The organism is Bacteroides sp. NSJ-48, from assembly GCF_014287405.1.
GTDB lineage: Bacteria > Bacteroidota > Bacteroidia > Bacteroidales > Bacteroidaceae > Bacteroides > Bacteroides stercoris.
Map to the genome: position 1 here is coordinate 16049 of NZ_JACOOD010000039.1, position 26689 is coordinate 42737.

Sequence of the window (26689 nt, forward strand, 5' to 3'; positions counted from 1 at the left end):
CAAGTGCGTTTGCACTACTCCTTCATATGCTTCTTCAAAACCGGATACAACACTTCCGCATAACGCATAAAACCTAAATCCGTAAAATGAACACCGTCTACGGTAGCCTCTCCATCATGGCCGATAATATCTTCGGAAGAGAGCAGGTAGATGTTCTTCTCTCCCCGCTTCTTCAGAGACTGGAACACAGCCTGCAAAGTCTCGTTCTTATCCTTCACTTCTCTGGCTACGGTCCTGTTAAAACGGGAATGGGTAAATATAGGATCCTCCACAAAAAGTACAGGCGTATCAGGATGCTTGCTACGGATAATGGAATAGAACACACCGGCACGTTCCTTTATCTGCTCCACACCGGAATTCGGAACAAAATCAAGTACAAATACGGATGCATCCACACCCGCCATCACATGGGCAATCTCCAAATCCAATAAAGCATTGCCGCTAAATCCCAGATTGATACATTCCCGATTGAGCCAACGCTCCAGGATATTGGTATGCGCCATACCCGGACGGGAAGCGCAGCCTCCCTGCAGAATACTTGTTCCGTAAAAGACAACCGGCTTCTTACGTACCGGCAGTTCCGTTGCCGGCCCGCTGATTTGAGACAGCGAGTCGATGCCGATGGAAAGAGAAGTCACCCCGTCGTATAAAGAAAGGAATAAAAGATATTCACGCTCTTCGGGCAGCATATCCTTCACGATGGTCGCTTCATTCACCTTTCCTTGCGGACGCCCGCTTCCGGCAAACAGCCACTTCCCGTCTTGCAGGCAATACAAATCAAGCCCCTTAATGCCCGTAGGGGTCATGTGATTCATATTCCTGTTGAGCAGTACCTCCCATTTGGCGGCAATCCGGGTGGAATTGGAACGGAAACGTACGGCAAGCCCGGCACTGTTATGTCCCAACTCCCATAGAGGCTTACGGGAGATATTCCGTAAAGAGTCCGGCAAGCGTTCGTAGCGTGTAAGGGTTGTCTCGGTAGCTTTTCCTAAAAGAGGAAAAGCGGAAGCGTCGTGATAGACGATTTGTGCATTGGCAGAGATAGCCAACAGCAAGCATAAGAGAAAAGATTTTGTTTTCATAGCAGTTAAATAATATATGGAATAAGGGTTTCGGAGACTGATACTCAAGTCTCCTGTTCCTTATTCCATATAAGCTTTATTACAGATGATGTTAAGAATCCGTTTGAATTTTGTTCAAAAAGTATTTTCCAAAAGTGAAAAGTATCATTTCTTTTCAGCCTGCGCCCATTCTTTAGCCCCTTGCTCTTTCAGCTTGGCAGTAAACGCCTTTGCCTTTTCCATAGCGGCGGCTTCTTCTTCGGGAGCGGCATAAGCATGCTTATACCCTTTCACCACGTTCCACTCGCCACGGGTAAAGTCGGGGAATGCCACCGGAGCGCAATTATTGTCCATGGAAAGTTCTCCCAACTCCGCCAGGCAGCACCACTCCACCAAATCGTATACATCCATATCCAAAGGCAAACCGTTCTGCAGGCAATAAACCAGACGGCTATCCATGATAAAGTCCATACCGCCGTGACCGCCCACTTCTTTTGCCATCTCACCGTATTTCTTCAAAATAGGATGCTGGTATTTGGCTACAAGCGCTTCCATTTCCGCTTCCGGCAAGAAACCGTGCGAGTTCAAGTCATCGACCTTAGGCTGTACACCCGAAGCTGTCAGTTGGTCGGCATCGAGCGCATACCCCTCTACGGGATACTTATTGGCAAATCCTTTCGAACCGGTCAACTGATACAGACGGTTATAGGGCTGGGGAGTCATCACGTTATGCTGTATCTCAATCACCTTACCGTTGGCAGTACGAATCAGCGTGGTGGTATGGTCGCCATTGCGGAAGCCATTGCAGGCAGAGTCCGTCCTTGCCTCGACCAAAGCCTTTCCCACAACCGATTTGGTATCCATGGCAACCAGGGTCTGCATACGGTCGCCGCGGTGAATGTCGAGCGCCTGTGCCACAGGGCCAAGGCCGTGAGTGGCATACACATCGCCGCGATGCTTCATGTTGTAATCCAGACGCCAGCCCAGCTTGTCGCCCTCGCCGTTCTTCCAATAATGATTCCAGAACGGGCTCAGGTTATGGATATACGCGCCCTGTGCACGGATTACCTCACCGAATACGCCCTGCTGCGCCATATTCAGCGTATTCATCTCGAACCAGTCGTAGCAGCAGTTCTCCAGAATCATACAGTGCTTGCGGGTCTTTTCACTCATGTCGACCAAGGCCCAGCACTCTTTCAGATTCATGGCGGAGGGCACTTCGATGGCTACATTCTTGCCGTTCTCCATAGCGCACATCGCCACGGGGAAGTGATGCAGCCAGTCGGTGGCGATATAAACCAAATCTATATCATCGCGCTTGCAGAGTTCCTCATACCCCTTTTCGCCGGAATATACGGCTGCTTTGGGCAAGGATGCCTGCTTCAGATATTTCTGGCATGCCTCGGCACGTCCTTGTTCGTAATCGCAAAGCGCCACGATCTGCGTACCGGGAATATGGGTAAACCGCTCCACAGCTCCGGGGCCACGCATTCCCAAACCTACGAAACCCACGCGCACCACCTCCATTTTAGGCAGTGCCAGACCTATCACGCTTTTCCGGTCTGCCGGACGTTGGGGAGTTTCAACGACAATCGTTCCATTCTCCCACTGCCACTGAGTTCCTTTGTCGTTTGTCTGCACAGTGGATGTCGGTGAAGAACAGGCGCATAATGCAACACATGCGCCCAATAATAATACTTTCAAGCTCTTCATGCTTCTCAAATTTAAAGTTAATCGATACGGATACCTCTTTTCGCTGTTCCGGTTTATTTATGTGTCTCCACAATCTTGGTAGGCGCCATTTCCATATTCCGGCGGTCAACCTGGCGGACTACGGCAGCAGCCAGTTGCAGGAACGCGCGTCCGGTCACGGCATTCTCGTCCAAAGCGACGGGAGTACCCTTGTCACCGCTCTCACAGATGCTTTGCACAATGGGAATCTGCCCCAGCAGAGGAACGTTCATCTGCTCCGCAAGCTGCTTGGCGCCTTCCTTACCGAAGATGTAGTACTTGTTCTCCGGCAGTTCGGCAGGCGTAAACCACGCCATGTTCTCTACCAGACCAAGGATAGGCACGTTCACCTTATCATTCGTAAACATGTTGATACCTTTGCGGGCATCGGCCAGAGCCACCGCCTGCGGCGTGCTGACAACAATAGCTCCCGTCATGGCAAGCGTCTGCACTACGGTGAGGTGAATGTCGCTGGTTCCGGGCGGAAGGTCTATCAGGAAATAATCCAGTTCGCCCCAGTCGGCATCGGCAATCAACTGTTTCAGGGCATTGCTTGCCATACCGCCGCGCCACAGGGTAGCCTGGTCGGGGTCTACGAAGAAACCGATAGACAGCAGCTTGATACCATACTTTTCGATAGGGATAATCAAATCACGGCCGCCGATGTTCTCTGCATACGGACGTGCATCTTCCACCTGAAACATCTTGGGCATGGACGGACCGAAGATGTCGGCATCCAGCAAACCTACCTTATACCCCAGTTTGGCAAGGGACACAGCCAGATTTGCCGATACGGTGGACTTGCCTACACCGCCCTTACCGGAAGACACGCCGATGATGTTCTTCACCTGCGGCAACAGTTTGCCCACTTCCGGGCGTGCCGCCTGACGACTTTCCGTGGCAATCGTCACTTCCACTTCCGGTGAAACGTAAGTATGTATCGCTGTCTCGGCAGCTTTCACCATGGACTTCATAAAGGGGTCGGTCGGCTTCTCGAAGATAAGCGAGAAACTGACCTTCATCCCGTCGATACGCAGATTGTCGGCAACCATTTCGGCCTCAACGAGGTTCTTCTTGTTGCCGGGATAACGCACCGTTGCCAGTGCATCGAGGATTAATTTAGGATAAAGAGTCATGTTATTTACTATTTTACGATTTACTATTCACTGTTTGACAACCATTGTTTATTTGCCGGTCTGGAGACTACTGCGCTTACTGCGGTTGTAGCTGCGGTACTCGTCCAATTCTATCTCTACATCGGGTTCTTGCAACTCTCCGCACTGAGGAAGCCGGAACTTGACGTATTTTATGGTCAGGCCGCGGTCCAGCCACTGCTGTTCGTAATAGGTGCGGATGCCGAGAATATCATCCACCAGTCCGGAGTGGTAGAGGTCGTCGGTGATGAACTCTACGGGAAGCCCGTTCTTCTCTATCATGTATTTGGTGTAGGTGAACATGAAGTTGCTGTCGGTCTTTACATGGATAGTGCCGCCGTCTTTCAGGAACTTGCGGTAGCGTTCCATGAAGTAGGTGGACGTAAGGCGTTTGGTGGCTTTCTTCATCTGCGGGTCGGAGAACGTGAGCCATATCTCGCTCACTTCGCCCGGAGCAAAGAAGCGGTCTATGATTTCGATGTTGGTACGCAGGAAGGCGACATTCTTCATGCCCGACTGCAAGGACTCGGTAGCTCCCGTCCACATGCGTGCCCCTTTGATATCTACGCCGATGAAATTCTTGTCGGGAAACATGCGTCCCAGTCCCACCGTGTACTCTCCACGGCCGCAGCCCAGCTCCAGCACAATCGGATTATCGTTCTTGAAAAACTGTTGATGCCAGTTGCCCTTCATCTCAAACGGCACGTTGTCTACCGCCGAGTACGGATATTCAAACACGTGCGGATAACTTGCCATATCGGCAAACTTCTCTAACTTATTCTTTCCCATTCGTATGTATTAAAGTGTTTCTACCCGACCGGTATAATTATAAAAAGTACGGTCGGCAAAGCATTGGTGAAACAATGCGTATTTATCAATGCCCGTACAATGACAAACGCCCAGCCGTTGCGGCAAATGGCTTTCAAGGAAACGGGCTATCACATCAAATTTCTCTTTCTCGGTATTACGGATATGGAAACCGCCCAATACCAGTTTCAGCGAGGTCTGCGGAAAATACTCCTGCACCGCACGGATGATATTCGTAATGCCCCGGTGCGAGCAGGCACTCAGCACGGACACTTCAGCGTCCTGTTTCAACACCAGCGCCAGTTCGTCCGTAAAGGTATCGGCCTGTTTCCGCCCTTCCGCCCACGTGAAGAAGTGTTCAAAATGCGTATCTTCCTCATCCGTAACGGGCAACTGCGGAAAGACAAACACGCTGCGGCACAATTCAGTAACCTCATCCACAAAACGGAAACGGGTGCTGTCCAAAGCATCGGGCTGCATCACTCCGTTTTCCCGTTCATCCTTGAACTTCGGCTGGAAGAGTTCTCTCTTGCAGACAACCTGTGCCTTGTCGTTCACGGCAAGAAAGTGATGCAGTCCGCCGGTGTGGTCGCGATGTCCGTGCGACAGTACCAGGAAATCCACCTCCTTCAAGTCAATCCCAAGTATCCGGGCATTGCGTATGAAAAGGTCGGAAGCTCCGGTATCGAACAGCAGGCGATGCTCACCCGTATCAACAAGCAGGGAAAGCCCGTGCTCTCCCTGTAGTCCCTTGCCGTAAACCGAATTTTCCACAAGGGTTGTAATCTTTATGCTCATGCGTTATTCCACGACAGTTACCCAACCGTGCGTATCAGGTTCGTCACCGTATTGGATAGCACGCAATTTATTGTACAGCTTCGTGCAGACAGGTCCCGGTTTTCCGTCTTTGGCAATCACGTACGACTTACCGTTCTCCACATCGTCGATGCGCTCTATCGGACTGATAACGGCAGCCGTGCCGCAGGCGCCCGCTTCCTCGAAAGTAAGCAGCTCTTCTTCCGGAACCGGACGGCGTTCCACTTTCATGCCCATATCCTCGGCCAGTTGCATCAGGCTCTTGTTGGTAATGGACGGAAGAATGGAAGTGGATTTCGGAGTGATATACGTGTTGTCCTTGATTCCGAAGAAGTTGGCAGCACCGCACTCGTCAATGTATTTCTTCTCCTTGGCATCCAGATAGAACTCGCAGGCATAGCCCAAATCGTGCGCTTTCTTATTGGCGCGCAAGCTGGCCGCATAATTGCCGCCCACCTTGTAGACACCTGTGCCCAAAGGTGCGGCACGGTCGTATTCGCGGATAATAACGTACGGATTGGTGGAGAACCCGCCTTTGAAGTAAGGGCCTACCGGCGTTACAAACACGACAAACAGGTATTCCTTTGCCGGATGTACGCCCACCTGTGCTCCCGTACCCACCAACAACGGACGGATATACAGGGAAGCTCCCGATTCGTAAGGCGGAATGAAACGCTCATTCAGCTTCACAACCTTAAGAATAGCCTCTTTAAAGCGTTCCGTCGGCAACTCAGGCATCAGGATGCCACGGCAGGTAGACTGCAAACGTGCCGCATTCTCTTCTAAACGGAAAATACGTACCTTGCCGTCTTTGCCACGGAAAGCCTTCAAGCCTTCGAACGCTTCCTGACCATAGTGCAGACAAGTGGCTGCCATGTGCATAGGAATGGTTTCCTCACTGCATACTTCCAATGCGCCCCACTGTTCGTTACGATAGTAAATTCTCACATTGTAATCTGTCTTCATATAGCCGAACGGCAGATTAGCCCAATCCAGTTCTTTCATATCTCGCTCGTATTAATTATTCGCTTTTATTAATTTCAAGACTAACTATTTGCAACAAAAGTAATGGTTATTCTTCATATTTCCTAAAGAAGCGGTGTTTTTTACGACATAAGAGCGGCGATATGTTTTTTCCATTACATGCCAACTATGATAAAAAGATAAGCAACCAGATTTTCATTGGTTGGAACTTTCTGTTTCCCTTAGGAATACCCTAAGTTTACCCTAAGTAAACTGATAGTTTAATGCGGTGAAACCAACAGTTTACTTAGGATAAACTATTCGTTTATCCGCATGAAACTTTCTCTATTTACCGGAAAGCGCCCAAATACACTGAGAATCAATTCAAAGCCTTCATTTTACACAAAAGGAAAAGCTATCGGGCCACTCTTTCCTTGTGGAGCATAACAGTGTGACAGATGTTTTTCGTTTTTCAAACTTTGTGCAGGAAGCAGCAACAAGAATTAAACGGTGTGGAAAACGACATAAAAAAGACCGCTACCCAATAGCTGTCGGTAGCGGCCTTTATACTTGTTAGAGAGAATTAAATTACCAAATGCTTGTTTTCACAAATTTACAGATGATATATAGTTGTCGTTTAATCTTTTACACAACGGACAGATAGTCCCATTTTGGCCCGTGTACCATAGGTAGAATACTTTGGTCGATAGTCTTTATTGTCTACACTCCAATTAATAGTAGCAGCCCAATAATTATTATAATCATCACCACCATTATCTATTAAGTCTGTAAGCCAAAAATCAACTGCTTTATCGGTTTCTTTAAACCAATTTCCATAATAATCAGCAATATGACTTACATTACCGGAAGGAATAATGTGCATACCATAAGTGTCCTGACCACCTTTTAACAATTCAGGGCCTTCTTCTCCCATTGAAGTTGCTCCCCATCCGATCTGACTAGCCAAAGCTCCCCATACATTTCTACAATCATGCTCCAATGCCGTTCCATAATCAGAATACATGCCATTACCATCTACATTAGGCAATTGACTTGCCACATATTCCTCCAGTACTTTCCATTCTGCTCTACTAGGTAAATGCCATCCGTTAGGACATACCCCTTGTACACCGCTAGGAACTGCATTAGCATCTCCGCCGGTTGCATTCTGCTTACCCATCGCAGCCCACCAATTGTACAATACGCCATAATTTTTATACTCTTTTGTAGCTTTAGCCGCTGCCAAATCACTTCCTTGATAATTTAATACAAAATAAAGCGGATTACCGGTACAACCATCCTGCTCTGCAGACGGGTCGTTTACTTCCGGCAAATAAGCCAAATTGTCCGCCATCCAGCTTTGAGTTCCAATTGTAACATATTTATAAACATGTCCATCACGTTCGTCTGTAAATGTATCGCCAGTCGGTGGAGCCACAGTTCTTGTTAATGTAATAACTACTGATGCTGTTTTTGCAGTTGCTGTTTTATCACCTTTAACAGCCAGTTCTATAGATAGTTCTCCTGTAGATTTATTTGCTAATGAGTAAGTATGAGAAAAAGTTCCATCATCAGCAAGAACAGGAACAGGAACTATTTCCACTCCGTCTACTTTCAGAGCAAAAGTCTCTATAGCACCTACATTTACAGCAGCTTTTCCTGAGATATTTAATTCCGTAACACTTGCCAAATCAAACGTTGCACCTGATGCCGGAGCCGTAATTTCACAAGTAACTTCTTGTTCCGGCTCTGGTTCCGGTTCCGGCTCGGTTTCTGTTTTCTTCAATGTAACGTTTGCTGTTGCAGCTTTTTCCTTGCCAGCATCTCCTTTCACTGTCAATTCTATTTTCATTTCACCAACAGCCTGATCTGCCGGAAAAGCATAATCATAAGAGAATGGAACTTTTGTTACCTCGGAAACAAGTTTACCATTTACTTTCAAAACCACACTTTCTATTTTTCCCACATTAACAGCACCTTCACCTTTGATAGTCATTGAAGCAGCAGTTGCCAAATCAATAACAGTGCCTTCAGCCGGAGCTGTAATCGAACAAGTTACCTCTTGTTGCGGCGTAGTATCATCATCACTACAAGCCCATAAAGCTAAAAGGGCTACTAACAAAAATCCAAACTTTTTCATGTCGCTAACTTTTTAAGGATAATAAATATAATATACTACTAATATCTCTCAATCTAATCTTTCAAACAGCGGACAGGAAGTCCTACTCCCGGATTGAATTCAGAAGATGTACCCAGCAATCCCTCGGTAGCCCACATCCGCACCGGCATAGTAAATTCGGACATGACAACACCGGCCGTTGAACTCCACCAACCTGCACTATATGTCAAATCCATCCATGCTTCCTCGCCGGCACAAGCTCTAAAACCGGTTGGCAAACCGTTAAACATAGAAGCATTATTCTCTTCCATATTCTCGCCGATCCACACCGGAGAAGGCTCATCTTCTATATCTGCAGGCAGTTGCCACATAGTAGGAGCCGCCAATGCTTTACCCACTGCCGTTTCGTCTACCACTCCATTAACAGAAATCGCCATTTTCGCATCTACAACATACTGAGCCAAACTACGCCATTCCTCCATGGATGGAATATGCCAACCTTCCGGACAGATACCCTGTATCTTCTGTGTAGATTCCATGCTTTGCGATGCTTGCCCCTGCAAAGCAGCAGGCACGTTATAATAGGCTCCGTAAGCATCCAAGAATCCCTTTCCAAGTTCCGTTGTAGCATCATAGTCCAACATCACATAATATTTAGGATCTGTCGATGACACCTCATAATCCTGCTGCGGAAGATAACGAAGGTTTTCGGCCATCCAGAGCTGCTCGCCCAATTGTACCGTTTTATATACAATACCATCACGGCTATCTGTCATTGTACCCATTTTAGGCGGTTGAGGTCCGCGATTGATTGTCAATACGATTGTAGACGAAGCCGTAGCCGTAGCACCAGTTTCACCCCATACGGTCAGTTCCAGTTTCAACTCGCCTTCCGTCTGTTCTTCCGGCAATGAATAGCCATAATAGAAAGGCACTGTAGTAACATCCGATATAACCGAACCTGCCACTTTCAACTCAGCTGATACGATTTGACCGTGATCGGCTTTACCATATCCTCTAATAAACAATTTTTCATCGGCTCTTACCTGAATCGTTTCTCCATCGGAAGGCACTTGGATAGCACAAGTGATTTGCTGTGTTTCATCATCAGAACACCCCGAAATACACAAGGGAAGAACCATTATAAAAATCCATAGCAATCTCTTCATAAATATTGAATATATTTATCGTTATTAATATTAATTCGGTCTATACAACAGACATCTCAGCAATATCTCATAATCCTGATAATACGTATTACCGGCGAAGAAAGAGAAACATAAAGCCGCAAACGTATTTGGCATGCCTCCGTTGTCTTCAAACGAAAGCCCCATACCTACACCTTCTACAAATATTGGAGCTAGTCCTACCGTATATTCTGAAGTCCAATAAGGACGGGCACTCAAGTTCATCAAACCGAAATATATGTCCAATTCAGGCTGCTGGTCATACGCCTTCAATTTTTGCCCTGCGCTGATAGAAAACATATTGTTCTCATAAACAGCCTTCACGGCACAGCCGGTTTCACCTTCAAGCAAACCGTCAATAGTATAAACTCCGGAAGCGTCCGGACCGGAAATCACAACATTAGACAAACCGTAATTCTGCTGATCCAACAAAGAGATATATTGTCCCTGATAAGTTCCCAGTAAATTAACGGCATCGTATTGCATAATAGCATAACTATATGCACGCTCTCCACAAGTTACTTTTACAATACTGCCACGCATGGCTCCCGTAGTATTTTTTAAAACGACAAAAGAACCGCCTTTACCATCTTCTGCCGGAACATAAGACAACCAGCCTTTATCCGTTTCCGGTATGTTCACTTCACAAGGAAAAGACCCATATATTTCGACAGGTAATGAAGCCCCTTCGTTACCAACACGCTGTATCTGTTCCGACTCGTCATAAATAAATACAGCCCCTTCCTGTACAAGTGTCAATACCTGCTTTTCCATACCATCAGAAATAGTGATGAGTGCAGAACGCCCCGGAAAATCGGCATTAGCCTCTACCGAAATTTTTATCAGACTTGCAGTCTGTTCCGTAACCTCACACCATTCCGCATCCACGACAACCTCTACAGGAGAGGCTGACTGAAATTCGATACTCGCTTCACCACCGGCAGCCTTTATATTTACATCCGCCTTTATGATTTTTAAAGCAGATGAAACATTATCATCATCACTACATCCGGTTATCAGGACGCAGCAAACAATTAAAATTATATTTATTACTTTTTTCATAATCAGACCATCCTTCGTATTAATACTTCTGCAAGCGTATTGAATCATACCAAGCAAGCAAGCCTAAATAATTGTTTGTAGAGAAGTTCTCGCTTCCGTAAGCTGTAAATATCAAAGAAGTGGCTACCTCTCCCATCATCGAAAAGAAAGTATTGCCATATTCTACAAAAGAAAACGATAAGTTTTCATCAGCTCCCCCGGATATACCAATCAATCCGGTTTCCATATCTGTAAGAACCGCTAAGTTTCCAAGGTCAAGTCCGTAATGGGCAGGTAAAAAGCCCTGTTCAAAACCGATGACCAAAGCTCCCGGATAGCCCATAACTGTTACGTTTTGAGGTTTTATTATAAGTTTACCGGTAGCTTTATCATAAGTTATGACAATATTGGCAGCAGTGGTTTCTAACTTATCGCTTGTCAATACAAAGCTCTCGCCAGCAACTTTTTGTTGCAGTTCAACCGCCATATACCCAGGACGGAACTCCACTTTATCTTCTTCCTCATTATATTTTTCATACTCTCTATAATACATATAATAAGTCCCCAGATAATCCTCATAAGGTGTATAATCCTGAGGATAATAAGCCTTCAACACAACATCCGCAGCCTCTTCATCCGAGCTGGTAAATGTCATGTCCTCTTTGTTCCATACAAAATTCTGTACTGTTTTTCCCTGAATCGTTATCTCATCCTTAAAGCGAATACCTTCCGGAGTATAAATGAAAGGAACAGAACTGCTTGTTTGCCCTTCAACCGTCAAAGAGAAAAGATGGGACGTACGAACTGCATTTCCCACTTCCTGTCCACCAACCATAAGAGAATAGGTCTTTAAGAATGCTTCTCTCTCTATAAGATTCAACTGACCGATATAATCTTTCCAATTGACTCCCTGGGTAAGCGGAGTCATCACCATAGTATTATGATAGCGGCGTCCCTGCAAAATGACTTTGTTGTCTTCTTGCCCCATATATACAAATTCATAATCACCTTCCAGATTGGTATTCATACCCATTATCGGTTCAGAGAAGCAATGGATGAATTCGTTGAAACTATCAAAAGTCAGAACCGTACTCTCTTCAGACGTGACTTTATAAAGTGAAGAAGCTTCCTTACCCGAAGCAGTCTTGACGGAACCGACTTCGGACATAAGCGTTACATTATTACCGTCAAAGCGGCATAGCAAAGTGATTCCACCCATAGAATAATCCGCACCCGGATAATACTCCATTTTCCAGCCATTAGGAACATTTACCAACAACTCCTGCAACTCTGCCACATTTTCAGAAGCACGGTTGGCAGAAGACTTCTCAAAAAAGTCATCTTCTTGGAAAAGACATGCTTGCAGCCCCAAGCAGATAAATGCTAACAATATATACTTAGTAATCTTATTCTTCATATCCTATCCTTTTTATTTGATTACACTTAAATCAAGTTCACCATTAGCAATTTCACTCTGACGACGAAGTACAACCTGGCGCAAACGGTCTAAATCGATCCCCCAGGTCTGCAACATATAATCATAGACAATATCGAATTTGCGTTCAATCAAGGCTCTGCCCGCATCACCCGCATTGGCAAGCATGTTATCCCAATACGCTTTCGTATTAACTACATACATCGCTATATTTTCCACAAAATCCTCACGAGGTTCACTCATTGCGTAAGCTGTTACAAATCCTTCTTTCCAAGCATCCTCATTAGTGCGTGAAGTGCTGACACCTGTTATCGGATCAGTTTTCAGATACCAGTCGGAACCGACATAGCTATTTTCCGTTATCCGCTCGAACGACGGGTCAAAGTTTTTGGTCTGGTGCAGAATATGTGCAAACTCATGATGCATAGTCTGGAAATAGTATTCGTTCAGCATATTGACATCAATACTTTCCGGGTCAATATCATTTACATTATACAATGTAATTTTCATACCGCCTTCTGCCGTGCCCACTACCATCGTTCCATTATCTTCATAGGCCGGAGAACCGATAAAATGCAAAATCTTAGGAACATAATGCCGCAAGAAATTCGGATTACCCGTTGTTTCATCATAAGCTTCCAACCAAACATGCTTTATAATCTTGGCCAGTACCACTGAATTTTCATAAGTAGCCGGAACCAGTACATGAGTCATATCACTTTCCTTATCTTCCATGCGATACTTCAGCAGAATATTATAAGGATTAGTGTAATTACTCATCACCCACTTGTCAAAAGCAGTTGCTTCCGGTTCATTTTCTTCTGTAAAGATGCTGTTATTATAGTCGATATCCGTATCCTGATTACAAGAAGCAAACAGTAAGGATACAGTCAATGCCAACAAGCTATATGCAATATATCTTTTCATATTTTTTTGTTTTAATCATTTCTTGGATTAGGTTCCATTCCTGCCGTTATAACGTTGGAAGGCAACTGAACTGCACGGCGGGGATCGTCTACTCCCATTGTATCAGTAATGCGTACCAATGTACTTCCTTCGAAATAGCGACGATAGATAACAATACCATAACGTTTTATATCTTGCCAGCGCAATCCCTCTTCCAGTGTCAGAATACGGCGTGCGTGCAGGATACAATGAATCAGATTCTCCTGCATACCCTGTTCCAACTGAAAAGCGGGATGAAGCTCTTTCTTGACAGAAGGATTAACCGTATTCTCCGGTGTATAATAGCTCAATGCCGCATAAAAACGGTTGATTGACTCTTTTGTAAGAGTGGTCGTATTCTTTGTAAAGGCTTTCTGCCATGCATCAATATCGGCGGCAGCCTTATCATATTGTTTCAGTAAAGTATATGCTTCTGCCCTACAGAGTAAAGTTTCATCTGTAGTAAATGCCGGTAACACCATGTGTCCCGTATAGCTGTCGCCCGATGTAGAATACTCCTGATATAGAGCCAATCGACGGAAACCATTCTTAATGGAACCACCCGGTGCAAAAGGCTCTTGCCAGTAATTGGTCTGCGCTCCCCACGGACCGGTAGATTTACATGTCTCGGCAGCCGTAATATCGTTACTACAATATTTTTCGCATGGAGCATATCCAGGATCGGCAACCAACGGCCAATAGGAATCGGCAGAAATCAACAGCAGATTTGCCTGATTATTCGCATTTACGTATTCATTAGGCTGAACGGAACGATTGGAAGAAAGCATTCCGAGCGCTTTCCAATCACGTAAACTTTCGGCAGCACTACTACCCAATACACGGTCGGCATACTCTATCACTTTCCGACAATTGGAGAAATCCGACTGCATATAATAAAGATAGAACCGAGCTGCAAAAGCGTACGCCGCTTTCTTATTGAAATGGTATTTCACTTTACTGTAAAGGTTATCATCTATCAACGGAAGACCTTCTTCTATGTCTGCCGCTATCCGTTGGTAGGTTGTAGCAAGTGTTCCTCGGTCGTAACTCGGATTTACCGTAGTTTCCAACTCGTCCATATACGGAATGCCCAAGTCTTGATCGGCATGGGTAGAAGTATACGCCTTACAGAAAATTGTCGCAAGCAGAAAATGACTGTATGCACGACAAAGCAAGGCTTCTCCTTTCTGCGGTTGCAGAGTTTCCGGATTTCCCATCCGCTCAATAGCATGCAACGCCTGATTTGCTGACGAAATAGAGTTATAGCAATCAATCCACAAAGCATGTGGAGAATCCTGTCCCTCTTCCGTGGTTTGCTGCCAATGATACATATGCTCGTTCAAGCGAAAAAGGTAAGTATACAAATTGCTGTTTTCATCAATATTATCACTATGTAACTCGCCGATTTCACAGCTCGTTGTTGTGGGATAGGCGGAAACCAAGATTTTAGTTATGCTTTCCTCGGTAGTCAGTTCTGTCCGGTTATCCGGTAATTCATCCAGATAATCGGAGCAGGAAGTAAATAGAGCTGTAGTAAAAAACGCTGTTATATACAAATATTTATGTTTCATCTTTTCTATCTTTATTATGAATTAAAAGCCTAGTCTAAGCGTCAATGTAAATTGACGGGGTACCGGAGCTGCAACGCCACCTGTGTTAAAGAATTCCGGGTCTTGCCCGTTCAACTTCTTATCCGCATAAATAAGGAAAAGATTAGTAGCCTGTAGCTTCAATGACAAATTGGAAATCTTAGCCGGCGCTATCCAAGCCTTTGGAAATTCATAGGCAAGAGAAATCTCTTTCATACGAATGAAGTCACCTTTAGCTATACGCTCTGTCGAGTAATTGTAAGCATTGTAAGCGTACACCAAGTTCTGGTTTTCAGAATATTGACGTTTAGAGATAATAGCCGGGATATTGGTACGAGTCTCATCACCCGGTACTGTCCAACGGTTCTTGAACTCGCGAGGCATAGAAGACAAGTCCGAATACTGATAACTGAAACAAGGATTCATACGGACTACATTACCGAATGAATAGGTCATAAAGACATTCAGCTTGAACCCCTTATAGGTAAAGATATTACCTAAACTGCCTGTTACGGTAGGATCTGTAGGACCTTCGTATTTCAAGTAATCCAAGTTTTCGCGTGTCTGGAAGTCGATATTGGTACTGGTAACTTCTCCATTAATCAAATATTGAGGAATACCGTTCTTGTCCAATCCCGCAAAAGGGATAGAGAACAAACCACGTACAGGATAACCTTGCATAGCAAAACCGTTTCCCGATACAAGTTCCATCATGCTGGCACGTGATTTCAAATCTGTCACTTCATTCTTTGCATAAGAAAAGATGAAGTCCGTATTCCATGAGAATGACTGCGACTTAATATTTTTGGTGGAAAGCGTGAACTCGACACCATGAGACTTCATGGAAGCAATATTGGCATATTTATAAATAGTACCACCTACACCTTGCGTAGCAATGATACCTATTAAGTCGTAATTATTACGCTTATACCAATCCACTGCAAAATTGATACGATTGTTTAAGAAACCCATATCCGCACCGATGTTTAACTCATGCTTTTTCTCATAAGTCAGTTCGCTGTTTTCCGGATCGGAAACATAGAGTCCTGTCTCCTGTCCGTCTGTAAAAGGACGATAAGGGGAGTAACTCATGATAATAGCTTGTGAATTGGTTACATACTCCGGACCGCGGTCGGCTGTCAATGAATAAGATGCTTTCAACGTTAGGTGCGACAAAGCTGGCGCAAAAGTTTTATCAAAGAAATCTTCTTCATGTACATTCCAGGCACCTGAAATATTCCAGGTAGGCAACCAACGGGCAGAACGACTCCGTCCCATACGGTTTGTCCCCTCATAACGGAAAGTTCCGTTCAATGTATAACGACCGTCGTAAGAATAAGCTAAATTGGTAAATCCTGCCACACTGCGGGTCGTTGAATGATTTAAACCATAATAGGGTTCTCCCGCTTCAATACCTTTCTTGAAGTATTCATACACATAATAAGGTATCTCCCCCATAGTGTATTGCATACCCCAGCCCTGAAAATAATTCTGTGAACGCTCCAAACTATTAACTTCAAGCCCGGCAAACAGATTCGTCATGTGCTTTTCTTTAAACAGATGGTTCCATGACAAAGTACCGCGGAAATCGATTCCAAGCATGCGATAATCCTTCCGTTGATAGATACCGCCTTCCGGCAAAATAGTAATGGGTAGTGCATACGGATTATCCGGATTGGTATAAAGTAGATTGTTCGCATCACGAATAGTAGCATCGTCCATACCGGTACGATAGGCAGTTGCCTGATTGGAATCGTCCTTGATATTATGTTCCTGCGAGGAAGCTTGATATTTTACCGAGCCCAAAGCACTGATTTCCAATCCGGGAATTACCTTCCAACGCATCTCACCCTGGAATTTTACATCCACAACGTTTAAATCGATATAGTTGTTATTCAACTCATGTAATATGTTGAATGGAGCATAGTTTGTAGTATAGTCAACCGAAGGATCTAATGCCCGCGAAGTATTCAACGCATAAGAATATGGATTGATATCAAACTGACGGCTGACCTCTCCGCTTGCTGCGTTTATCTCCGAACTCAATGTGCCCGGAGCTTTTTGCTTACGGTAGGAAGCATTGGCAATCATATTCACAGACAGATTCTTATACATGTTGTACGTAGTATTCAGATTGGCAGTATAGCGTCTTACCTCGCTCTGTTTATACCACCCCGGATCGGACATGGCACTCAGTGAAGCATAATAAGACGCTTTTTCAGAACCGGAAGTAATACTGACTGAATGGTTCTGAATGATATTATTAGAGAATAAGACATCAAACCAGTCCGTATTCCTCATCTCCGCCTGGCGTAAATAAGAATTACGTGCTTCTGCCGTATTTGCAAGACCGAACTGTCCGGTCGTTTCATTATATTGATTTATCAACTGATACATTTTGCCGTATACACCACTGTTCTTGGCACGATAAGTATCGCTATTATTCAACCAGCCTTTTTGCTCCAACTCTTTATAAATACCCATCTGCTCCTGAGAATTCATAATATTGAATTCTTTATAGCTGGGAACCATACGGGTAGTAAACTCACCAGTGTAACTGACTTTATGTACTCCAGCCGAACCTTTTTTAGTAGTCACTACAATTACACCCGCCATAGCGCGCGCACCATAAATGGATGTTGCCGAACCGTCTTTCAGAATTTGAAAACTTTCAATATCATCCGGATTTAAACCTGCAATAGCGGAACTGATCAATGTTTCGGCATCACCGGAAGAAAGATCATCAGCTCCCACTTCAATGGCGTCCTCCATAATAACTCCATCTACTACCCATAAAGGCTTGGAACTACCATATATAGAAGTTGCACCACGCACACGAATCTTAGGCGCCGTACCAAAAGTACCGGATACATTCTGCACAGATACACCGGCCGAACGTCCTTCCAGACCGCGACTGATATCTGCCATACCATCCATTTTTATGTTTTCTGCTTTCAACTGGTCGGTAGCACCGGTAAACATACGTTTATCCATACGCTGCATACCCGTTACAACAACTTCGGACAGCGTCTGTACATCCGATTGGAGAGTCACTTTCATAGTCGGCGAAGGAGAAAGCGACTGAGGAAGCATACCGACATAAGAAAACTCCAACTTGGAACGACTGGAAACATTAGGCAATGTAAACTTACCGTCTATGTCTGTCAGCACACCCGTAGAAGTACCTTTCACCATAACGGTAGCTCCAATAAGCGGCTCACCGTCATCAGCAGACAGCACAACGCCGTTTACCGTATATACTTTAGCCTGTTTGGAAGGACCTTTTGTTGTAATGGTAATAAACTCCTTATCAATATTATACTCAAGTTTCTTACCCGATAGGACAATAGTTAAAGCTTCCCGGATATTCTTATCCTTGATGACACCGCTATACGTATATGGCTTCACATCATCATATGTAAAAAGGATTTTATAACCAGAAATTTTACTTAACTGTTTAAATACAGACGATAGTTCTTCATTCTTAAACTCTACCGTAAATTTCTTCTCACTCACTTGAGCTTCTGCACAGAACGGAAGCCAAAATAGGAAAAAGAAAAGCGGAAATAATAAGTACCTCTTTCTTCTCATACGTTTATTTTTAATAATATTAGCGAAGCTTCATTTATTAATAGTGCGTATGACTTGAATAACAAGACACCTTTTTTCCTTATTTTTTTCGATTCATGAAACTTTTTCTCTAAAAAGCATCTACAATATGGAAGATTTTACATAAAATATGCATTCAATTAGTCAACATAAACCGTATTCTCACAAAGTGTTAACGTTACTTTTTTTAAACGGTTCATCAAACGAATTGTTTCTTCAATACCACCCTGACGATTGGACATAAAATGTATGCGATATGTCATGGCTTCTTTATTTCTAAATATAACGTTCACATTATACCAACGTCCGATAGACTTCATAATATCCGCCAAAGTCAACTCGTCAAAATAAAAATATCCGTCTTTCCAATAGGTATAGGCTTCACTGTTTACTTCCTTCACCTCAAACTGTCCATTAGAAAGGAGTATGGCATCTTTACCCGGCTCCAAATCCACAAAACGTGCATTTTCATGGCTGCGAACCTGTACCTTACCGCTAATCAGTGTTACATGGCTATCTTCGGCCGTATAACTTTTCACATTAAACTCCGTTCCGAGAACCTTAGTTTGCAAATAATCCGTCTTTACAATAAAAGGTTTTGTATCTTTTGTAACTTTAAAATACGCTTCTCCTTCAAGAAAAACCGTACGCTCCTTTTCTATAAAAGCTGTAGGATAAACCAATTTACTATTGGCATTCAGCCAAACTTCTGTACCATCACAAAGAATTAATTTGAATGTCTCGCCTCTGGGGATTACAATAGAATGAGTCTGCAACATTTTTTTCACCACTGGAACGGAAGTCTTTGCCAAATTAGTATAATCAAGAGTTCGTCGTTTTTCTACCTGTTTGTTTTCTTTTTTAGGTTCATCATCCAAAAAGAATTGCTTGCCGTCATTTAATTCTAAAACAATGCGCTGTTCATTCGGGTCTGCTGCAAATACAGTGACAGATTTAGACGGGGCAACCGGGATATTAAACAAATAATTAAATGAAACAAAAACTCCTACCAAAATAGCTGCCACCGAACTGCTCCATATCCCAAACATCTTAAGATATTTTTTCTTATTCTGTCTGCCTTTCCAACGAACTAATTCAGCCTCTACGTCAACCATACCGGAAGCCTGGCGCTTATGTAAAAGATATCTCACATCCATCAAATCCTTACAAGCATCTAATGTCTCCGCATCTTTCAAATCCTCCCATTTCTTATCGGAGCTATCAGATGAGCTCTCCATTAAATCCAGTGCTTTATCAAATTCAGATGTACTATCCTGACTACTCATAAATCCGCTAGTTTAGTGATTACTTTATTATAATTGCGTTTATAAAACTTATTTTGAACCGTTTAGCCTGTTTTTTAGATTTATTTAGCAAATTCCTCCCGAATTGCTTTCAAGGCTTTAACAATATGTTTTCTAACCGCACTTATGCTTATATTCAATTCTGCGGCTACTTCTTTATACTTCTTCTCATGTAGATAGCACTCTTCCAAAATATGTCTTGTATGTGGGCTCATTCCATCCAACACTTTCTGAATCTTCATCATACGCTCATCTTGTTCCCTAAACTCCACTTCTGTATAATTTTCATACAACTTCTGGGAGAATTCAGCATAAGCATAATGTATGTCTTGATGTCTCAGATAGTCGATAGCACGATTGCGTACATATATAAAGAGATACGACTTAGCTGTGGCCTTCTCTATCCTATCAAAATTCTTCCATATATATTCAAAAGCATCGCTCGCTATGTCACGGCTTACTTCCCAATTATTAATGAGAGAATGTGCATAGGAATAAAGAGGGACATAATATTCTTTAAAAAAGAAATCAAAGTCGGCAAAGTCCTCCACCCTTTTACAATTTATTATTTATCTTAAACAATTTCGCCAGCGAAATTAATTATTATAATAATAAAGAAAAAGCAGAATTGACTCTTTCAGCCTCTAAAAGAGTTATATAATATTAATACATCCAAAATCGAGCTAACAAAAAGCTACTCAAGATTATTTAACTTTCCTGTTTGTCCGATAGAAGTTTCTGAACCTCCCGGTCTGCCTTAGTCAATTTATCACTGCAAAAAGCAATAATTTCATTCGCTTCTTTTATCTTTACGGCAAGTTCATCTATTTCCAGTTCATTGTTGTCTATCTGACTGACAATTTTCTCCAACCGTTCCATCGCTTGGGAATAAGTCTCTTTTTTCTTGGGTGCAGGCATAGGATTATTTATTTTTTGACAGTTTATTTGTTACTACTGAAACCACTTCTCCTTTATACAGGCGAGTGATAATTTCATCACCCTCATTTAAAAGAGAAGTATTCTTTATTGCTTTACCGTTTTTCAATGTAATGCTGTAGCCACGGGCTAATTGCTTTTCCGGAGAAGCATCCGCCAACCGTTGTTGCAGTAACTCCAGCCGATGATGCTGACGAAACAAGGAGGCTGTTGCAGCTTGTACAATATCTTTTCGGACGGTAAGCAAAGTTAATTTTGCATCCGAAATGCAACCATAAGCAGCAGAGGGAATACGATTCCTGTATGATACTAACTTCTGTTGCTCCTGTACCAGCAAATTCCGGACACCATCGCATAGGCGGGCAGCCAGCGATTCCAATTCATCAGCAGCCTCATTCATGCAGTCTATCAGAAATTCGGCAGCAGCAGTGGGAGTCTTGACACGGGTATGGGCCACGGAATCGAGAACCGTATCGTCGCGTTCGTGCCCGATACCCGTGATAACAGGCAAAGGAAACTGCGCACAGGCAGCCGCGAGCAGATAAGTATCAAATCCGGAAAGATCGGAAGTTGCCCCACCGCCCCGGATAATAACTACTACATCAAAACTGTCCAAACGGGAATTTATCTTATCCAAAGCAGACAAAACGGATTCTTCAACACGATCACCTTGCATCAATGCCGGAAAAAGTTCCGTATAGAAGTAAAAACCTCCCGGATTATTCTGCAACTGGTGGCAAAAGTCACCGTATCCGGCAGCGGTTGGGGAAGAAACAACCGCAATACGCTGCGGCAAACGAGGCATTCTCAATTCTTTATTTAAAGTAAATACCCCTTCTTCTTCCAATTGTTTCAAAATCTCTTTACGGCGACGGGCCATATCACCCAAAGTATAGGTGGGATCTATATCCTGTACTGTAAGGCTATATCCATACAGTTCATGAAAACTGACGGTCACTTGCACCAGCACTTTGATACCCGAAACAAAAGCCTGTCCCGTAGCTTCCTCAAAATAGGGTTTCAACAAACGAAAGACGTTCGACCATATCGTTCCTCTCGCCTTAGCTATCAGACTATTACTACGGGCATCTTTCTGTACGAACTCCAGATAGCAATGTCCGGTGCTGTTGGTACGTACATCACTCAATTCTGCCTGTATCCAATAGGCATCAGGCAAACATTGCTCCAAGCTGCGACGCACCAGCGCATTTAATTCGTATAGTGATAAGGCATCCATTCTTTAAGTATAAGTATGCAAAGTTCCTGTCTTTACTTCATTTTTAATTTATAGCTATTATATGCTTTCCACATATCCGGCACGCCATAACCGTAGATATTATCCGGATAGTCGGCACGGTCACCGGAAGCGCGGACTAATTCAAGCAACTCTTTCGCTGTCAGCCGGGGGCATGCCTGCCATAAGCAAGCCACCATTCCACACATGACGGGCGAAGAGAAAGAAGTCCCGTTTGCCTTACCCTGATTTCCGTCCGTGCGAATCACATCCGCTCCTTCGCCCACAGCTACAACATCCGGTTTAATCCGGTTATCAGCCGTGTTGCCGATAGAGGAAAATGGTGCCAACAGCGCCTGTTTGTTGATAGCACCTACCGTCAACACATTATCAGCATCTCCCGGCGGGGTTATTTTTTTCCAAGACCCCATTCCCGAATTACCGGCACTGCACACCAATACCATACCCTTATCGGCTATATGCAAGGCTTGACGCGACATCAAGGCATGATGTCCGTCCAAATCACGATATTTGTAATTTTTCGATTTGTCATCGAACGCATAATACCCCAAAGAAGTATTAAGCACATCAACTCCCACACTGTCGGCAAACTCTACGGCAGCAGCCCAATAATCCTGCTCCACCAAGTGTTCGGAAGCCTCATCCTCACTGCGGAACAGCCAAAAGGAAGCTTCCGGTGCAGTACCTGTCATAATTCCCGGCTGATTCATTCCAATGCAGGAAAGCACACTCAGTCCATGACTACTTGCCGCAAATAAATCCGCCTGAGGATTGACAAAATCTTTCATGCCCAAGACACGGATATTCCGCATAGCCGTTATCTTATCCAGATTATGAAATCCGGCATCAATCACGGCAATCATCATTCCCTGCCCCCTGAATCCGGCATCATGCAACTTATCTCCATTGCTCAACTGAATTTGAGTGAGAGCAGGACCGTAAATACTGTCTGTATATATCTTCGGCTCATTGATTACAGAATCGCGCATTGCATCCCCCACTCCTTCATTCATTTTCGGAGCAGTCCATACTTTCTCCGTAGCGCGTACAAACGGCAATGCGGCAATATGTTCTATCAAAGCGGAGTCATTGCAGGAAACCGTAACAAAATTTTCCCATTTCCCTACAACTACAATATTCACTCCTTGTCTGCGTATTTCATCAATATACTGACGGCAAACCGGCAGGTCGGTGGAATCAACCGCCAGGTTCTGTTTTTGACGTCTTGCAATGGCTTTCTCCGAAAGGAACTGTTCAGGATGCTCCAATGAATAAACGGTAGCTGCCTTGTCTCTTAAACTAATACGGTATTTCAACGTATCTTGCTGTGCCGACGCACTTGCCACCAACAACACTAAAGCTGAAAGAATAATCAATCTCTTCCCCATTAATCTCTTTTTATTTTCAAATTTCAGTTTTTAATTTTCAAATATACATGCCGATACCACGTTGTGAAGCAATGAACGAACCGCCTACCACCCTTTTTCCGATATAGAATACAGCTGATTGTCCGGGCGCAATGGCAGATGCTTCCGTCTCAAAATGCACCAGCAATCGCCCGTCTTCCAGACGCTTTACCGAACAAGGTATCGGTTTGCTCCGATAGCGGATGCGAACCGTCAGTTCCCCGCTTCCGAAAACTTCCCCCTCATCAATCAGATTATCCTGTTCCGCAAGCATATATTCCGCTTTGAGCTGCTCGGCATCTCCCAACATTACGGTATTCTTCTGCGGATTGATTTTCAGCACATAAGCTGGTTTTCCCAATGCGATTTCAAGTCCTTTCCGTTGCCCGATGGTATAGTAAGGAAAGCCCTTATGCTCTCCCAGCTTCACTCCTTCCGAATTGACAAACCATCCCGGGCCTACTTCATTGTCTATCTCCGGCGAATGCTCACGCAGGAAGTCCCGATAATCTCCTTTTATGAAGCATACTTCCATGCTCTCTCCTTCCTCGGCTTTCGGTGCATAGCCTTTATCCCTCAGATAATCGCGCACTTGCATCTTGGTATAGGTTCCCAACGGGAAAAGACAACGTCGCAAGACATCCTGCCCCAAGCGCCAAAGGAAATAAGACTGGTCTTTCTTATCGTCATCCCCGGCAACTATATATATTTTCCTATTCTGTTCTTCCAGACGGGTATAGTGCCCGGTAGCAATATACCGGCAATTCAATTTATCCGCCCACTCCGTTAGAATGCGGAACTTGAACAGAGGATTGCACATCACACAAGGATTGGGGGTACGCCCCTGCCGGTATTCATCGATAAAGTTCCGGACAATCACCTCACGAAAAGCCTCTCGTTCATCAGCCACATAATGTTCAATGCCCATATTTTGAGCAAGCTGGCGGGCTTCCAACGGCTCTTCTCCCCACACCCACATCGTAAGACCGATTACCTCGTAACCCTGCTCTTGCAACATCAGACATGTAGCGGTACTGTCAATGCCACCGCTCATTCCAACCAACACTCGTTTTTCTGCCTTGTTCATTTCTCGGATATACATCGTTTAAAATGCAAAAATACAGGTTTTCAAACAGAAGAAAGAGAAAAGGCATGCCTTTTTTGCAAGAGTTCACATAGCTGCATATCGTTTTGCCCGTGACTTTGTAACAGAAACGAAACACATATGACATAAAATCACAACACATACGACCGTATCTTTGCCAACATAAACAAACCGACAACAAATTATGAAAAAAAGCGCATTGATACTGTTCCTCACCCTGTTGCCCTTTATGGCAAAAGCCCAAAACACCCAAAACAGCGAAGACGGAAAGAAGATAGACAAGGAAAAACTGGAAAGCAAGGATTATCTGCCCGAAATACACGGAACAATCCGGGGCAAATACGAATACCAGACCACTATGGGCGCCGGACGTTTCGAAGTGAGAAACGCACGTGTCAGCGTTACCGGTAATGTCTTGCCGATTGTTGCCTACAAAGCCGAAATAGACCTGTCGGACGAAGGAAGTATCAAAATGCTCGATGCCTACGCACGCCTGTTTCCGGCAAAAGGATTGACTGTGACCGCCGGGCAGATGCGCGTGCCTTTTACCATTGACGCACACCGATCACCCCACCAGCAATATTTTGCCAACCGCTCGTTCATAGCCAAGCAGGTGGGCAACGTACGCGATGTAGGTATCACACTGGGATATACCCTGCCTACCGATCTGCCTATTACGATAGAGGGCGGACTATACAACGGTTCGGGCCTGACCAATCAAAAAGAATGGCATAAAGAAGTGAATTATTCTGCCAAAGCCCAATTTCTTTTCACCAAAGGGCTGAACCTGACACTGAGCATACAAAGCATCCAACCGGAAGAAATACGGGTGCAATCGTACGACATCGGCGCTTACTATGAGTCCGACCGCTTCCATATCGAAGCGGAATATCTGTACAAGCAATATTCCGACAATGCCTTCAAAGATGTGCAAGCCGTAAACACATTCATCAATTACGACCTTCCGCTTCGTAAAATATTCAATAAAATGTCTTTCCTGCTACGCTACGACATGATGACGGACCAAAGCGACGCCAAGACCACCGATGAAGAAACCGGCGCATTGGTCACCACCGACTACAAACGCCAGCGACTGACAGGCGGTATCACCTTCAGCCTCAGTAAAGCATTCCGCACAGACCTGCGCCTGAATTATGAAAAATATTTCTATGCCAACAGCAGTATTGCAAAAGAATCTGAACAAGACAAAATAGTATTGGAATTAATGGTACGATTCTAAAAAAATTACATATCTTTGGAATAAGCAAATTGATGTATGACAAATCCGCTTATTCCGGGCATCACTGCCGCAGAACAAGACGTGTTGTATCAAAAGCTAAATGAATACAACCTGAAAAAAGCTTCTTTCAAAGAAGTAGGCGCCTATCTTGTGGTATTGCCAAGAGCAGATTGTCCCCGATATTCACTTTGGATTTACTCCCCTCTGCCCGAAAGGCAATCCATATTTTACATATTCGACCTGAGCGAGGATATACACGAAGCCTTACGAATGGCAAGCACCTTATGTTACTACTCCCCCCCGCCCTCTGTCGTTAGTGGAGTATAATGCCAAACGAATGCAGAATAAGGGCGACGATATTATCTCGTTCGGCAAATATCACGGACATTATCTGCACGAAATCCTGCGGATAGACCCCGGCTATCTCACCTGGATAGCTTTCAAGTTCACTCCCCGAATTCCTAAACAGGAACGCTTCGCACAAATCGCCCGGATATACCATTCCGTATACATTGACATCCTGCAACGGAAAGCCAAACAACCGCCTGCCGGACGCTTTCTTGGGAAAGAAGGGGAAAAAGTGACAGATCTGACCCTGACCGTTCTCAGTGTCCGGCTGGAGGACGACCCCTACAAGACACAAGTCAGGGGTACGACCCCTTACTTCTATGTCCGGCAAATACTAAGGCTGAAAGACACCTCCGGAAATCTTGTGACTTTCCGCGTCAACTCCCGCACGGCAAGCAGGCATTCGTGCCAACTACCCGCCGTGGAACATGCTTACCGGACAGACGAAACCGTCCATATAGCCTCGGCACGCATTGCCGGTACGTACACCATCGGAAAAAACAAATGGACGCGACTTAATTAACGTGAGTTCGAAATAAGAATAAATATATTTCACTTATAATTAGAAACATAGCGATAAAAGTATTAAATTTATAGTGCTGAATTATAACATTTAAACGATTACCACTATGTTTCCA

The 26689-nt window shown here is 44.3% G+C and carries 20 protein-coding genes and 1 pseudogene; 2 read left to right on the forward strand and 19 right to left on the reverse strand.

Annotated features, from left to right (window positions below; translation table 11 throughout):
* Positions 1-14: 14 nt before the first annotated feature.
* The 19 genes from H8S52_RS15400 to mnmA form a co-directional block, all read right to left on the reverse strand.
* A complete protein-coding gene (locus H8S52_RS15400; RefSeq protein WP_186910174.1) occupies positions 15-1082 on the reverse strand; it encodes an SGNH/GDSL hydrolase family protein in 1068 nt (355 codons plus the stop codon).
* A gap of 144 nt (positions 1083-1226) precedes the next feature.
* Positions 1227-2774, reverse strand: coding sequence for a Gfo/Idh/MocA family protein (locus H8S52_RS15405; RefSeq protein ID WP_117907023.1), 1548 nt, complete (start codon positions 2772-2774; stop codon positions 1227-1229).
* 53 nt (positions 2775-2827) lie between these two features.
* Positions 2828-3928, reverse strand: coding sequence for an Mrp/NBP35 family ATP-binding protein (locus H8S52_RS15410; RefSeq protein ID WP_117941466.1), 1101 nt, complete (start codon positions 3926-3928; stop codon positions 2828-2830).
* Between the two features lie 48 nt (positions 3929-3976).
* On the reverse strand, positions 3977-4735 hold the full coding sequence (trmB, locus tag H8S52_RS15415; RefSeq protein WP_016661605.1) for a tRNA (guanosine(46)-N7)-methyltransferase TrmB: 759 nt from the start codon (positions 4733-4735) through the stop codon (positions 3977-3979).
* A 9-nt stretch (positions 4736-4744) separates the two neighbouring features.
* Positions 4745-5551, reverse strand: coding sequence for an MBL fold metallo-hydrolase (locus tag H8S52_RS15420; RefSeq protein WP_186910175.1), 807 nt, complete (start codon positions 5549-5551; stop codon positions 4745-4747).
* A 3-nt stretch (positions 5552-5554) separates the two neighbouring features.
* Positions 5555-6574, reverse strand: a complete 1020-nt coding sequence (locus H8S52_RS15425) for a branched-chain amino acid aminotransferase (protein WP_005658213.1) — start codon at positions 6572-6574, stop codon at positions 5555-5557.
* 595 nt (positions 6575-7169) lie between these two features.
* Positions 7170-8672, reverse strand: a complete 1503-nt coding sequence (locus H8S52_RS15430) for an FISUMP domain-containing protein (protein ID WP_117941469.1) — start codon at positions 8670-8672, stop codon at positions 7170-7172.
* 53 nt (positions 8673-8725) lie between these two features.
* Positions 8726-9820: an FISUMP domain-containing protein gene (locus H8S52_RS15435; protein WP_117941470.1), complete on the reverse strand. Its 1095-nt coding sequence runs from the start codon at positions 9818-9820 to the stop codon at positions 8726-8728.
* A gap of 30 nt (positions 9821-9850) precedes the next feature.
* A complete protein-coding gene (locus H8S52_RS15440) occupies positions 9851-10900 on the reverse strand; it encodes a BACON domain-containing protein (RefSeq protein ID WP_162487339.1) in 1050 nt (349 codons plus the stop codon).
* Between the two features lie 19 nt (positions 10901-10919).
* Positions 10920-12296 carry a DUF4302 domain-containing protein gene (locus tag H8S52_RS15445; protein ID WP_186910176.1) on the reverse strand — a complete coding sequence of 459 codons (1377 nt, stop codon included), beginning with the start codon at positions 12294-12296 and terminating at the stop codon, positions 10920-10922.
* 12 nt (positions 12297-12308) lie between these two features.
* Positions 12309-13241, reverse strand: coding sequence for a putative zinc-binding metallopeptidase (locus H8S52_RS15450; protein WP_117903003.1), 933 nt, complete (start codon positions 13239-13241; stop codon positions 12309-12311).
* An 11-nt stretch (positions 13242-13252) separates the two neighbouring features.
* Positions 13253-14830 carry a RagB/SusD family nutrient uptake outer membrane protein gene (locus H8S52_RS15455; RefSeq protein WP_117941473.1) on the reverse strand — a complete coding sequence of 526 codons (1578 nt, stop codon included), beginning with the start codon at positions 14828-14830 and terminating at the stop codon, positions 13253-13255.
* 21 nt (positions 14831-14851) lie between these two features.
* Positions 14852-18439: a SusC/RagA family TonB-linked outer membrane protein gene (locus H8S52_RS15460; protein ID WP_186910177.1), complete on the reverse strand. Its 3588-nt coding sequence runs from the start codon at positions 18437-18439 to the stop codon at positions 14852-14854.
* A 158-nt stretch (positions 18440-18597) separates the two neighbouring features.
* On the reverse strand, positions 18598-19743 hold the full coding sequence (locus H8S52_RS15465; protein ID WP_117985746.1) for a FecR family protein: 1146 nt from the start codon (positions 19741-19743) through the stop codon (positions 18598-18600).
* Between the two features lie 80 nt (positions 19744-19823).
* Positions 19824-20312: an RNA polymerase sigma-70 factor gene (locus H8S52_RS15470; RefSeq protein ID WP_117985747.1), complete on the reverse strand. Its 489-nt coding sequence runs from the start codon at positions 20310-20312 to the stop codon at positions 19824-19826.
* A gap of 157 nt (positions 20313-20469) precedes the next feature.
* Positions 20470-20679: an exodeoxyribonuclease VII small subunit gene (gene xseB, locus H8S52_RS15475; protein WP_005658237.1), complete on the reverse strand. Its 210-nt coding sequence runs from the start codon at positions 20677-20679 to the stop codon at positions 20470-20472.
* 4 nt (positions 20680-20683) lie between these two features.
* Positions 20684-21934, reverse strand: a complete 1251-nt coding sequence (xseA, locus tag H8S52_RS15480) for an exodeoxyribonuclease VII large subunit (RefSeq protein ID WP_186910178.1) — start codon at positions 21932-21934, stop codon at positions 20684-20686.
* A 32-nt stretch (positions 21935-21966) separates the two neighbouring features.
* Entirely contained in the window at positions 21967-23340 is a 1374-nt protein-coding gene (locus H8S52_RS15485) for a S8 family serine peptidase (protein WP_117857675.1), read from the reverse strand.
* Between the two features lie 37 nt (positions 23341-23377).
* Entirely contained in the window at positions 23378-24445 is a 1068-nt protein-coding gene (mnmA, locus tag H8S52_RS15490; protein ID WP_081641843.1) for a tRNA 2-thiouridine(34) synthase MnmA, read from the reverse strand.
* Positions 24446-24647: 202 nt separating this feature from the next.
* On the opposite strand from mnmA, the gene H8S52_RS15495 reads away from it, so the two are divergent.
* Together H8S52_RS15495 and H8S52_RS15500 are read left to right on the forward strand one after the other, a co-directional pair.
* Positions 24648-25703, forward strand: coding sequence for a porin (locus H8S52_RS15495; protein WP_117740541.1), 1056 nt, complete (start codon positions 24648-24650; stop codon positions 25701-25703).
* Between the two features lie 36 nt (positions 25704-25739).
* Positions 25740-26574, forward strand: a pseudogene (locus H8S52_RS15500) (hypothetical protein).
* Positions 26575-26689 lie beyond the last annotated feature (115 nt).